The 13,973-nt window shown below is 37.4% G+C and carries 9 protein-coding genes; 5 read left to right on the top strand and 4 right to left on the bottom strand.

Features of this window, described 5'->3' with window-relative positions; genetic code table 11:
* Both QZU77_RS08520 and QZU77_RS08515 read left to right on the top strand, forming a co-directional pair.
* Window positions 1-286 (top strand): STAS domain-containing protein (locus QZU77_RS08520; RefSeq protein WP_295603086.1); only part of this gene is annotated, 286 nt, incomplete at its 5' end.
* 33 nt (window positions 287-319) lie between these two features.
* Window positions 320-952 (top strand): 4'-phosphopantetheinyl transferase superfamily protein, encoded by a 633-nt coding sequence (locus QZU77_RS08515; protein WP_295603084.1) that lies wholly within the window; start codon window positions 320-322, stop codon window positions 950-952.
* A 37-nt stretch (window positions 953-989) separates the two neighbouring features.
* On the opposite strand, the gene leuS is transcribed toward QZU77_RS08515, so the two are convergent.
* The gene (leuS, locus tag QZU77_RS08510) at window positions 990-3,845 is read right to left on the bottom strand and encodes a leucine--tRNA ligase (RefSeq protein ID WP_295603083.1); all 2,856 of its coding nucleotides are present in this window, start codon (window positions 3,843-3,845) and stop codon (window positions 990-992) included.
* 10 nt (window positions 3,846-3,855) lie between these two features.
* A complete protein-coding gene (locus tag QZU77_RS08505) occupies window positions 3,856-4,644 on the bottom strand; it encodes an NAD+ synthase (RefSeq protein ID WP_394350527.1) in 789 nt (262 codons plus the stop codon).
* A 65-nt stretch (window positions 4,645-4,709) separates the two neighbouring features.
* Here QZU77_RS08505 and QZU77_RS08500 point away from each other — a divergent pair, with 65 nt between their 5' ends.
* The 3 genes from QZU77_RS08500 to QZU77_RS08490 all read left to right on the top strand — a co-directional run bounded on the left by QZU77_RS08500 (window position 4,710) and on the right by QZU77_RS08490 (window position 12,914).
* On the top strand, window positions 4,710-5,105 hold the full coding sequence (locus QZU77_RS08500) for a nuclear transport factor 2 family protein (protein WP_295603082.1): 396 nt from the start codon (window positions 4,710-4,712) through the stop codon (window positions 5,103-5,105).
* 359 nt (window positions 5,106-5,464) lie between these two features.
* Entirely contained in the window at window positions 5,465-8,416 is a 2,952-nt protein-coding gene (locus tag QZU77_RS08495) for a right-handed parallel beta-helix repeat-containing protein (protein ID WP_295603081.1), read from the top strand.
* Window positions 8,400-12,914 (top strand): right-handed parallel beta-helix repeat-containing protein, encoded by a 4,515-nt coding sequence (locus tag QZU77_RS08490; protein WP_295603080.1) that lies wholly within the window; start codon window positions 8,400-8,402, stop codon window positions 12,912-12,914. The genes QZU77_RS08495 and QZU77_RS08490 overlap by 17 nt, the downstream gene beginning before the upstream one ends.
* Window positions 12,915-13,202: 288 nt before the next feature.
* Here the strand turns inward: QZU77_RS08490 and QZU77_RS08485 are convergent, their stop codons facing one another.
* On the bottom strand, window positions 13,203-13,415 hold the full coding sequence (locus QZU77_RS08485; protein ID WP_295603079.1) for a hypothetical protein: 213 nt from the start codon (window positions 13,413-13,415) through the stop codon (window positions 13,203-13,205).
* A 140-nt stretch (window positions 13,416-13,555) separates the two neighbouring features.
* On the bottom strand, window positions 13,556-13,973 hold a 418-nt coding region (locus QZU77_RS08480; protein ID WP_394350526.1), incomplete at its 5' end, for a hypothetical protein.

Genomic DNA, 13,973 nt, shown 5'->3' with positions numbered 1-13,973 from the left:
TAAGAAATATAATGGCGATGAATTGACAATGGCTGTTGAAGGCCGCATTGACACAATCACCTCTCAGATTCTCGATAAGCAAATCAACGATGAATTGGGCAAGTTCACCTCATTGACAATTGATTTCAGTGATGTTGAATACATTTCAAGTGCCGGTTTGCGCGTCCTGATTTCAGCTCAAAAGAAACTGGACGGGGATGCTTCAATGAGAATCGTCAATGTCAGTGATGTTGTAAATGAGATATTCACAATGTCCGGCTTTGATAAGATATTGAAGATTGAATGATCAATCTGACAGTTAACCAATTATTGACCAGTCATGATTAAGGTAGCATATTGCAATGTTGAGGATTTGGATTTGGCCGAATCCTATAAGCTGTTGCCTCAGCATCGAAGGGAAAAGGCGAGCAGGTTCAGGTTCGATAAGGACAGGAAGCTCAGCTGCGGAGCCTACCTGCTTTTGAAAAAATTGTTGGATGGGGAGGGCATCACAGATCCTGCATTCAAACTCGCAAAGTATGGGAAGGCATGCATATCCAACCATGAAAACATTCATTTCAATCTAAGCCATTCGAATAAATTGGTTGCATGTGCAATTTCCGATAGGGAAGTTGGAGTGGATGTTGAATATATTGACGCTGGAATCGATTTAAACATAGCCCGGAATTATTTCTTCAACACAGAGTATGACGGCATAATCAAATCCCCCAACCCATCGGATGAATTCTTCAAGTACTGGGTTTTAAAGGAAAGCTACATGAAATACACTGGGTTAGGATTCAACCTCGATCTTGACAGCTTCGAAATAATCATGAGTGATGATATAAAACTTAAAAATGATAAGAACAATTTGAAATTCAGCTTATTTGACCTGCATGACTATAAGCTCGCCGTTGCAGGACATTACAAAGTGGACAATATAGTTGAAGTCAATGTCAAAGATCTATACTAGCTATTTTTTAAAAAAAAGATTAATGGAATAAGATTAATTATTCCATGAATATTGCCGGCTTGTACGGCATGGCGTTTCTGGCCTTGTTTTGAGGGTCATATGAATCATCGGTATGGATGATTACCTCATTTCCGCACTCCTCTTTAATGTAGTCAAGAGCGTCAGTGAGAATTTCCTCCTCATTGATCTTGCCTATATAGCGGGTCTTGGTGATTTCCTTACCGATTTTCTTGGCCACCATCGCTATCTCCTTCTTGTCATCATAGATTTTAGCGCCAATGGCCCTGCCCATAATCTGGCCGATATCTGGTTTTCCAACCTCATCGGCAATCTTATACAATTCCCATTTCCAGTCAGGGGCAAGGTAAATGTGAACCTTTTCGATTTCATCCTTAACCATCTGCTTGATGTGGGCAATGTCCTTGATGATGTTTTCAACCAATTCCTCAGCCTTGTCGATCTCAGCGCTCATGAGGCTTTCATCAGCTTCAGGCCATGCAGCCTCGCTCACGTATCCTTCACCGCCATATGCGCTCCATAATTCCTCTGAAGTGTGAGGGGTGAACGGTGCAAGGAGCTTGATCCATGCCTCAAGGACAGTGGACAATACGTAAACGATTGCAGGGTCCTGTGAGTCAAGCAAGTGTTTAACACGATATAAGTAATGGTCAACATCCTTTTTAAGAAGGAATAATGATTCCTGAAGGGCTTGCCTTGTCTGGAAGACTTCCAGTGCCTCAGTTGATTTCTTGATGTGCTCGTTGAGCTGGCTGATCATCCATTGGTCGATTGTTCTTGTAAGCTCAACCTCTTCAATGTTGCTCAAGTCAAGTGCTGAGCCTTTGACCTCTTCCACTTTGGCGGCAAATTCCCTGAACCATTCAAGTCTTCTCTTGGTTCCGAGAACCTCCTTTTCCCTCCAGTCGAAATCCTGCCATGGTTCAGCGGAAGCCATCAGGAAGAGCCTTACGACATCAGCAGTGTAGTCCCTGATTGCATCTTTTAAAAGAATAACGTTTCCCTTGGATGAGGACATCTTGTTTCCTTCCAAAAGTCCCATACCGAAGACCACTGTTCCTTTTGGCCATTTGGCTTCAGGATAGATTGCACTGTGGGCGAACATCAGAAAGCTCAGGTGGTTACCTACAAGGTCCTTTGCGGACAGTCTCCAGTCGAGAGGGTACCAGTAGTTGAATTCATCCTGGATTTCCTTGACCTTTTCTTCAGGCACTGTGATTTCACCGGAATCCTTGTTTAACAATACCTTGTCGAAGAATGCACGGTTCAAGTCATCTGGATTCATGTCTCTAAGGTACTTGGCGATTGCATAGTAGGACATGTAGATTGTGGAGTCGGTCAATGGCTCGATAAGCCATTGGTCATCCCATGGCATCCTGGTTCCAAGCCCGACTTTTCTGGAACATGCCCAGTCATCCAGCCAGTTGATGTAGTATTCGAAATTGCTTTTGAGCTCTTTTGGAATGATTGTTTCGCCTTCAAGAACTTTCAGGGTCTTCTCGGTCCATTCCTCATTGCCGTATTTCATGAACCATTGGTCGTCCATGATCTTGACGACACAGTTGTTTCCGCATCTGCACACGACAGGCCTTTCAGCGAAATCGTACATGATTGTAGCCATGTTCTCGCTTATTAGTTTTTCCTTGAGTTCTTCACGGGCAAACCTGACTTTCATTCCGCCGAAGCCTGGGATGGAGTCGATGATTTTACCTTTGCTGTGCTGCTGCTTGTAGAGTTCATTTGTCGCTTCATGGAGTTTCTCATCGTTCTGGTCTGTGATTCCAAGCCTTTCGATGATGTCTGCTGCCGGGATTTCTCCATAGCCCTTGAGGGTGCAGACTGGTATAGGTTCGACGTTTTCAACAATTCCGCTTAAATTGTATTTTGAAATAAGTTCATCGTTTTTCTTCAGGTCCTGTAGTGCAATGTAGTCTGCAGGTGCATCCGCAGGTTCGGAGAATACAACTCCACTACCGTATGATGCGCTTACGAAGCTTGCTGGGAAAATAGGCAATTCGTCCCCTGTGAATGGGTTGGTTGCCATCTTACCGATCAAGTCATTAGGATTGATTTCCTCGATGATGTCCAGGTTTTTGATTTGGTTTTTCAAATTATAGTGAGCTTCTTTTGTAATGACCCATTTTTCACCTTCAGCATCCGCCAGGACATATTCCACATCAGGATTCAGCCAGATGTTGGTTGCACCCACGATTGTTTCAGGCCTTAATGTTGCGGTAACCAGTATCTTGTCGCCGATTGGGAATTTCAGTAAGGTGAGTTCGTTGACTCCAACGCCTTCTCCTTCAAGAAGGTCATGGTCTCCGACCGGGTTGTCACAGTTAGGGCAGTACTTTACCGGGTGCTCTCCCTTCTGCACCAATCCTTTCTCATATAATGTGGTTATCTGCCATTCTATGAACTTCTTATAGGTCGGGTCGATTGTACGGAATTCCCTTCTCCAGTCAATGGAATATCCCATTTCCTCCATCACTTCATGGTACTCGGTTGAGAAGTACTTCACGATGAATTCAGGGTCTTCCAATTGTGGTAGGGTTTCCTTTGGAACGCCGTGAACCCTTTCGTAGAGGTCAAGTGTCCATGGGTCTTTCCTTTTGATCCTGTCGGCAATACCGATAACCGGTGCGCCGGTCACGTGCCATGCCATTGGGAAAAGTACATTGTAGCCTTCCATCCTTTTGAACCTTGCATAGACATCAGGCACGGTGTATGTTCGTCCGTGTCCAATGTGCATTGCACCGCTCGGGTATGGAAAAGCCACTGTTATGAATAGTTTTTCTCTTTCATCAGGGTTTGATTCGAATAGTTTCGCATCAGCCCATTTTTTCTGCCATTTCTTTTCAATATTTTCGCTCACTAAATCACCATTAAATTATTGTTTTTTTAGGGCTTTCAGGAACTTTGCTCTTGTGCTTGCTCCTAATAATTTTTGTAATAATCATATCTACATCATCTACTGGAATATCAAGTTTTTCAGCTATTTCAGTATCTTTCAAATTTTTTTCCGTATATAAATAAAGAATTTGATCAAGTAAATCATAACTCATTCCAATTTCATCCTCATCAGTTTGACCGTTCCATAATCCTGCACGAGGGGGCTTTTCAAGGATTGCTTCTGAAATGCCTAGATATTCACTTAATTTGAAAACTTCAATTTTGTACAAATCTCCAATCGGCTCCATATCACATGCGCCATCTCCATGTTTTGTAAAATAACCGATTAGAATTTCGCTTTTATTTCCTGTTCCACTGACAAGGTAATTTTTCTGATTTGCAAAATAATAAATGATTGACATTCGGATTCTAGCCTTAAGGTTACCTATGGCTAATGCATTTTTCTCCAGTCGAGTCATTGATAAAAACTCATTTAAAATGCCGTCAATAGCTATTTCCTCGTATTCAATTCCTAAATTTTGTGCTATTTTAATGCCGTGGTCTGTATCTTCAGCTGGTGTTGTAGCGGATGGCAGTACAAGTCCAAATACATTCTCTTTTCCTAAAGCTTCGCAAGCCAGATATGCTGAAAGTGTGGAATCGATTCCCCCACTTAAACCAACAACAATTCCATTGGTGTTTGACTCGCTGACTTTGGATTTGATGAATCCAACCAGGTCAATTCTTGTTTTTTCTAAGTCTATATCTGGAATTATGCTAATGTTTTCACCAACTTAAATCATTTATACATAAATTAATATGTACGTATTAATTAATAAATTATATCATGTCAGATGTAGAACTCATTTCCAAAAAATCATTTTCAGATATTGACAGTGAGATTATTGACAGGTTCATGGAATTTCAGCAAGCGCTGATCGATAAGGATGAAGCTAGATTGAACGAGATTTTAACTGAAAAATATGAACTTATACACATGTCAGGCAAAAAACAGACTAAACAGGAATTCATAGGCGAAATTATGGATGGCACTCTGAATTATTATAAATCCGAAATTATTGAGCCAACAATCCTTTGGGATGATGATGAAAGACCGACATTGATTGCTGATGTAACTTTAACCGCTAAGGTATATGGCATAAATGGCAAGTGGACCTTGGATACTACAGTTGATTTTGAAAAGATTGACGGTGAATGGTACTTTTCTAAATGGGGTAATTGAGTCTGTCCAATAAATAATTTTTTCTAATTGAGTTCGTCCAATAATTCAATTTTTTGATTGAATTTTAATTAAAGGATTGTGCTTTAATTATTGGATTTGTGGGATTTCAGGAGTTATTTTACACTTGAAATTTCGCTTCGTTACTTATTATTTATTGGACAGACTCTATATTTATCTTTTATTCTGATATATTTTCAGTAATTTGTATAAATGATATGACATATTTTGAATAGAGTGTGGGGTTAAGATATCATGTGCCCTTTATAACTCCTTAAAATATATTTTGTAAAAATTTGTAAAATGTTGTGAAATCCTATTTTTTGAACAACTTTTATATAACTGTCAAAATAAAATCACTATTGTATAAATATATAGGAGACAATATTATTAAGCGAAAAATAATTTTGACCGCATTGATAATGTTTGTATTGGTCAGCTTGACTGCAGTCAGTGCAGTTGACACCAATCAGACTGACGACCTTGCGGCAGAAGACAGTGACACAGTCACACAGGACATACTGACTGATGAATCTGTTGGTGATGGTGATTTCAAGGAATTGAATGACAACGTCACCAGTGCAACAACAACTTTGGAATTAACTAAAAATTATACTTACAATCCGGATGTGGATTTGGATTATAAGGATGGAATAAACATAACTAAGGACATTACTGTCGACGGAAAAGGATATACCATTGACGGTAACGGTCAATCAAGAATATTCAATATTGTCAATGCAACAGTTACCCTGAAAAACATTAACTTCATTAATGGTAATGCTAGTTCCGGTGGGGCAATATGCTTTGAAAACGGTAATTTGACAATCATCGGATGTAATTTCTCAAATAATGTGGGTAATGGAACCAGTTCCATGGGCGGAGCTATCTTCTTTGAAGGTAATGATTTATTGATTGCCGATTCAAAATTCATGTCAAATGAGGCATATGAGTATGGTGCAGTTTTTGCTGATTCTCTGACAGCAGAAGTCAGAAACACCGAATTCAGCAAAAACGGTGCAGAGGATTACGGTGCATTGGCTGTTTTAGGTGGCGATGTTTTAATTGACAAATGTAGTTTTTCTAATAATTCCGCCAGATATTATGGTGGTGCTATCCTCTTTAGGGAAATTAATGCAACAGTTTCAGATTGCACTTTCACAAAAAATTCCGCTAAGAGTGGCGGAGCAATTCAATGGATTGGTGGTAAAGGTAGAATTCTCAATTCTAAATTTATAGGAAACACCGCAAAATCATTTACATCTACCGGTGGTGCAATTGATATTCTCAATACTGAGGATTTTAAAGTTTTAAACAGTACTTTCATAGATAATTATGCCACTTATAAAGGCGCTGCCATTTGTGCAGACAAATGCAACGGTTCCGAAATTTCAGATTGTATTTTTAATAATAATCGCGCCGGTAACGGTGGGGCGATTCACTGGTATAACTCTAATGAAATTCAGATTTCAGATTGTAATTTCACAAATAACGCCGCTAAGGATAATGGTGAAGGAGGTGCAGTTGTATATTCATTTTGTACAAATGACACAATTGCCAATTGTATTTTCATAAATAATACTGCCCGTGACGGAGGAGCCATTTCATCCGAAGAGTGCATTATTTCAGAATGTATTTTCATGAATAATATCGGTCAAAGGGGCGGTGCTCTCAGTTTCTGGATGGAGTATCCTGCTCATATTTCCAACTGTAACTTTATAAATAATTCTGCAAATGAAGGTGGTGCCATTTATGTTTCACGATGGAGCAAGTTAATCACCATTGAAAATGCCAGTTTTATCAATAACACTGCTGATAGTGATGGTGGTGCAATATATGCAGGAAATATTGTTTTTGTAACAAATTCCAATTTCACATCCAATGCTGGAGATAATGGTGGTGCCATCGCTTCCGATTCAAATTTAACTGTCAATGAGTGTCAGTTCAGCAGCAATCATGCGGATAATGAAGGTGGAGCTATTAGCTTTATGGGCAAGGTGCTTGTCATTGACAGTTCCATATTTGAAAACAACACTGTCGATTTAAATTCCGCTGCAATCAATTTTAATGGAACTTCTCTATTAGTTAACAATTCTGAATTCAAATCAAACAATGCAGAAGAATTCGCAGGTGCAGTTGGTGTCGATGAAGCTAATGATGTTAAGATCATCAACACAAACTTCTATAACAATGTCGCAAAAAATTACGGTGCTTTGGGAATTTATGACGGTAACGTTTCAATCGACAATTGTACATTTGAAAACAATCGTGCCGATGATGAAGTTGGTGTGGCATATTTAAATTGCGAAAATGCTTTAATCAATGGTTCCCATTTCATCAACAATGCTGCAGTAGATACAATGGTGGCACATGTATCAGGCGATTTGATTATAAATAATTCTCGTTTCATTGACAACCTCGCCGATACAGGTAATATAGTACACAATGCTATAAATGCAAATTTGACACTGTTAAATTCAATATTTGAAGGGGATTGCTTTAAGGGCAGAACAATTACAAACAATTACGGTAATCTTTACCTGCATAATAATGACATTTACTGTTACTACGATGAAATCTACAGTTATGGTGGAAAAATCACATCACAGGTAAGTGCTGAAATCTTAGACAATAAGACTCACTACGTGCATTTAAATGAAAGCATTGTGATTTATTTCGAATTTTATGATGATAATGACAATTTGATAAGGTTTGACGACTTTGATTTGTTTGTAAACAACACCAAAATTGATTACATTTTTAATGAAAGGAAAAATCAGTACGAGGCTAATTTCACAGCAGATAAACTTGAATCATACGCTGTGTACATAACAAGTGCCAGTTTAACCAATTTAACTTCCAAAAATGGGGAAATTGTTGTAGTGAATGCTGATGACTTTTCAACATTGCAGAAATTAATAGACAATGCCAACGGCACATTGACACTTGATAAAAACTACACCTTCAACCCTCTCACTGATGCTGACTTTGAGAAGGGTATTAAGATTAATAATAATATTACAATAGATGGTGCTGGATTTACAATTGATGGTATCGGGCAAGCAAGAATATTTGATGTTCATTCAGATGGGGTAACATTAACAAATATCACATTCGTCAATGCTAAATTTAGAAGTTATGGTGGAGCCATATATTGGGATGGCAACGATGGTAAGATTATCGCTTGCAGTTTTTCAAATAATCAGGCTTTATCAGGTTCTGCTGCAGTATGGTATGGTAACAGAGGTATGGTTATTAATTGTACTTTCATAAATAACACAGCCGGATCATCTAGTTTTGGAGTCTTATGGTAGTTATTTTAAGGTTTCAGGTTCCACTTTCATAAATAATGATGCTGATTTCTCTGGTGCAGCTATCAGCAGTGGAGGTTATAATACTCAAATTTCAGATTGTATTTTCCGAAATAACACTGCAAGCACAAGAGGTGGTGGAGCTATTCACCTATATCGATGTAGTGATTCTGTCATTTCCAATTGTATTTTTGAGAATAATTATGCTCATGATTTGGGCGGTGCAATTTATTTGGTTTATGTTAGCAATCCTGAGATTTATAATTGTAGTTTTATAAACAATTCCGCCAGAAATGGTGGTGCTATTTTTTCAGCAGGCTCTAAAAATGAAAAAATTTATAATTGTAACTTCACAGACAATCTTGCTGATAATGGTGGTGCCATATCCTGGTTAGATGCAAGTAATACTACTGTTTATAATAATAGTTTCATAAATAATTCTGCAAGTTCTGGTGGTGCTTTATATTGGAACACTGTAAACGGTAATGTTTTCGATTGCAGTTTTGAAAATAACATTGCGGATAATGGTGGAGCCATATTCTTGAATAAAAACGGTAATCTTTCTAATTGTAATTTTGTAAGTAATAATGCAGGTTTGGGTGGTGCAATTTATGCTTATGCCGAATTAAATCTTGCAACTTCCAGATTCAGTGAAAATAATGCAACAATCGGAGGTGCAATATTTTCCACAGACTATTCTGAAATCGTTAACTCAACATTTGACAGCAACTATGCAAACTCTGCCGGAGCAGTATATTCTGAGTGTGTTGACATAGTTAATTCAAATTTCACCAACCACCATGTGGGATTCGGTAACTTCACTTTGGACGGTAAAACTTTCACTCAAAGTGGAGGTGCAGTTTATGGACATGAAGGCTATGTTTATGACTCCAATTTCATCAACAACTCCGCATTTTCCGGTGGGGCCGTTGATTTTACATATATTGAAGTATATAATTCAACATTCAAAGACAATGAAGCAATATATGGTGGAGCAATCGCTAGTGCTGCTGAATGTTATATAGAATATTCCAACTTCACAGCAAACAAAGCCTCACGCGGAGGAGCGATTTACTGTAATGACAGCAATTTGACTGTTGGTGCATGTAACTTCTCAAATAATACTGCAAATGGCGAATATTCCGTTGGAGGAGCCATTTACTTTGACGGTGATGATTTATTAATTGCCGATTCAAAATTCATTTCAAATGAAGCAGCGGATTGCGGAGCAGTTGCAGCTAACTCTGCAACCACTGAAATCAGAAACACAGAATTCATTGAAAACGGAGCATATGACTGCGGAGCAATCGAAATTTCAAGTGGTGATGTTTTAATTGACAATTGTACATTCGACAGCAATTATGCAAACAGATCCATTGCGGCATTGGCTTTGCATTCAAATGCTACAGTCAACAATACAATTTTCAAATCAAACCGTGCAGAAGATAACGGAGCATTATTCTATGAAAGTTTCAAGAAGAATGACACACTAATAGTTGATAGCTGTCAATTCATTGACAATAACTGCAGTGGAGTACACCTCAGTCATTATAACACCAGGATTTTAAACTCAAAATTCGAGAACAGCGTTTCAGATGATGGAATTGCCATTTATAATGGTGTAAGCAGTAAGCTATACCTGTCAAACAATGATGTAAACTATTTCAAGCCTCAAATCTTTTCAGCATACGGTGGAGATATCACATCAAGTGTTACAGTTACCATTTTAAACAACAGGACTCGCTACTATCATCCGAATGACATTATAGAGATTTATTTAAGTTTTTATGATGACAATGACAATATGATACAGGTTCAGGACTTTGATTTGCTTGTCAACAATACCAAAATCAACTATATACTTAATACTGATAGTTTTTATCAGGATTATGAAGGAAATTTCACTTCAGATGAATTGGAATCATATCTTGTGACCATAGGAGATACTTACTTGTCAAATTTAACCATCGAAACAGCTGTAATCAATATTGTGAATGTCACTGATGACTTTTCAACATTGCAGAAATTGATTGACAATGCTAACGGCACACTGACACTTGATAAGAACTACACCTATAACCCGCTCACTGATAGGTATGTTCTTACTGTTGGAATCAATAAAAATATTACAATAGATGGTGCAGGTTTCACATTGGATGCTAAGAATCAAAATAAAATATTCTATGTTTATTCAGACAATGTGACAATTAAAAATCTTACATTCATCAATGGAGATTCATATTCCGGAGGCGCTATCTCTTGGAGGGGAAATTGCGGTCTGCTTGCTGACTGTACATTCATAAACAATACTGCTGATTGGGGAGGTGCTGTTGAATGGGAAGGTGATAACGGTACTGTTTCCAACTGTATTTTCCTGAACAACTCTGCTAGTCAGCTTGGTGGTGCCATTGAATTTGATGGTGCTGAGAATTGTGAGGTTTTAGATTGTTTATTCATAAATAATCATGCCCGTAATGCTGGTGCCATTTGTGATGATGCTGCTGATTATCTTCATGTTTCAGGATCCAAGTTCATAAATAACTCTGCAGATTATTACGGAGGAGCTGTTTTGTGCGAGTATTGTGAGGGAGTCGATATTTCAGATTGTAGTTTTATCACTAACTCCGCAGGTAAAAGTTCCGGAGCTATAGACTTTACTGATTGTGATTATGCTGTAGTTTCCTACTGTAATTTCACAAACAACTCCGCTAATGTGGATGGCGGTGCCATTGAGTGGTGGGGAGATAATGGTGAAGTCTCCAACTGTAACTTTGAAGATAACCGTGCAACTTATGGTGGAGCCGTTTACTGGTGGGGAGAAAATGGCAATATATCAAATTGTGATTTTGCAAACAATTCCGCAGTTAATGGTAGTGCAATCTATGGTTATGAAGGTGATGCTGTGATTTCCAATTCCAATTTCACAGCAAACAATGCGGAGGAATCCGGTGCAGCAGCCTATTCAAAAGGAAATATGACTGTCATCGGTTGTCAGTTCAACAGCAATCATGCTGGTGAAGTAGGTGGTGCAATCTTCATCAATGAAAACCTCACTGTCATAAACTCAAACTTTACACAAAATGGTGCTGAGTATGGCGCTGGAGCAATATTTGCTAATCATGCTGTTGAAATCGATGAGTGTAACTTTGAAAACAACACTGCCGGAAGCGTTGCAGGTGCAGTTTTAGTGCTTGACAATTTAAATATAAGCAATTCCTCATTTGCAGGCAACGCTGCTGAAAGAGGGGGAGCAATAGCTGCCGCAAATATGACCATATCAAATTCCAACTTCACAGCAAACAACGCCGATGAAGGTGGAGCTGCATATGCTGTCGATAATGTTACAGTCAACAACTGTATATTTGAAGGAAATGCTGCAGAAGATGATGGTGGAGCAATAAAATACAATGTTGAACACGAAAAATCAACATTGTCCGTTAATGGATCAACATTTGCCAAAAACACTGCTGAAAGCGGTGGAGCACTGGCGGTTGGAGGAGATGCAAAAATCAGCAATTCCAAATTCGAAAACAATGTTGCTAAAGACGGCAGTGACAACATTGCTACATTTGATGGTGCCAATGTAACTCTTGAAAATGTCTCACCTGAAAACTTAACAGTATTACCTCATGTTGACGTTATCGCATGGGCTATGATTGGCAAATACGGAAATGATGCTGAAATAAGAGCTACTGTAACAAAAGACGGTGTGAATTTAACCGAAGGATCCATATCTGTTGTAATCAATAATAAAACATACAGTGCTGATGTAGTTAATGGATTTGCAGCAATCAAAATCCCTAACTTGGATGCGGGGGATTATGAGGGTGTCAAAGTAACATTTAACGGAAACGGCAAATACACAAACAGCTTTGATACTGTTAATTTGCATGTTTTAAAGATGAACACAACAGTAACTGCTGCTGCCAAGACCTATGTCATCAATTATGGAGGAAAATATTCCGTTACCATTAAGGATGAAAACGGTACAGTCCTTGCAGGCAAAACCGTTACATTAACAATCAATGGTAAGGAGTATAAGGCAACAAGCGATGCTAAGGGTGTTGCAACATTCAGCCTAACTAAATCAATGCTCAAATCTGCAGGCGTTAAAACAGTTACAGTTAAATTTGCAGGCGACAACAATTATGTTGGATCAACTGCAACCGCTAAAATAACTGTTAATAAAGAAGCTGTTAAAATCCTCAAGGCCAAAAAGACCTACAAGTTCAAAAAGTCCAAAAAGTCCAAAAACATTAAGGTTACTTTGAAAAACAGCAAAAACAAAGCCATGAAAAAGGTTAAAGTGACCCTTAAATTATCTGGTAAGAAAATCAAAGGCAAAAAGAAAATCACTGCCAAAACCAACAAGAAAGGTGTGGTCACCTTCAAGCTTGGCAAAAAACTTACCAAGAAAACAAAGGTAAAATACACAATAACCTACAAGGGCAATGCATACTACAAAAAAGCAACCAAAAAAGGAAAAATTACAGTTAAGTAGATTTACCAATCTACTTATTTTTTCTATTTTTTTAGTATAATACCATATTCATCAGTTCAATTCAATCATCAAACAGGTTTTTGGATAATATATTCAAATAATTAACCTTTCCTGTATTTAAATTAGAGTCCGTCCAATAATTCAATTTTTTGATTGAATTTTCGTAAAAAAAGAGTTTAATCTGAGTATAGGATTAGTGGGATTTTATGAGGAATTTTACACTTGAAATCTCACTTCATTATATTTTTTTTAATATACTTAGTTAATTTTAGTTTGATTTTGCTTAAATTATTGCTTGTTTATGTATTTTTCATTTGGATAAACTCTCCTTCCATCAGGATACTCAATGTAGGGCTTATCGAGTTCATCATCATAACCAGCAATAGGAAGTCCTTTGATTTTACATATGTCCTGATCTATTTTAATGGATGCTTTAAATCTTTCAGTAAGTTCTTCATCAGAAATTCCACATGTTGAATCTAATTCATTTCCTTCAGTCAAAAGAAACCCTCCTCATTTTACTAATTATAATATTTAATATCGATTTCATTAATAATAAATATTTTTGAAGTGCGACTTTATGAAAAAACGCATGAATTAAATTTGAAAGATTTTCTTAAATGAACGGGATGGGAAACATTTTATTTTTGATTCATATCTTTAATTTTCCTTGCAAAAAGTATTGCTAAAATAATAGCAATACTCCATGTAATAACTTTCATCATAATAGATTCAAAAGTTAAATCAATATTATTAAAATTGGCTATATGAGGACTGAATATCATAGATATTAAGAAAAATAATATGCTTAATGAAATCAAAAGGAGTAAGCATCCTTTCTTTCTTCTAACTTCAAATGATAATATTCTATTGAATTTATCTGGAATGACAAATAAAATTTGGAAAATTAAAGTTATTGCAATGGTTAAGTTACTTAATTTAAATGCATTAAAATAACCGTAAATTCCCACAGCCAAACTTAATAATCCATACCATGTTGGAATATAACCAAGGATAATTTCTTCACCTTCAATACAACTTTCGTCATTAAAAACATCA

Origin of the sequence: uncultured Methanobrevibacter sp., from assembly GCF_902774605.1 — an archaeon.
Classification (GTDB): Archaea; Methanobacteriota; Methanobacteria; order Methanobacteriales; family Methanobacteriaceae; genus Methanocatella.
The sequence above is the reverse complement of the archived record's forward strand: the minus strand, read 5'-3'. Positions and strand labels throughout refer to the sequence as shown.

Coding starts and splice junctions, on each gene's coding strand:
- QZU77_RS08515 (WP_295603084.1), top strand. CDS start 320: ATGATTAAGGTAGCATATTGCAATGTTGAGGATTTGGATTTGGCCGAA.
- QZU77_RS08500 (WP_295603082.1), top strand. CDS start 4,710: ATGTCAGATGTAGAACTCATTTCCAAAAAATCATTTTCAGATATTGAC.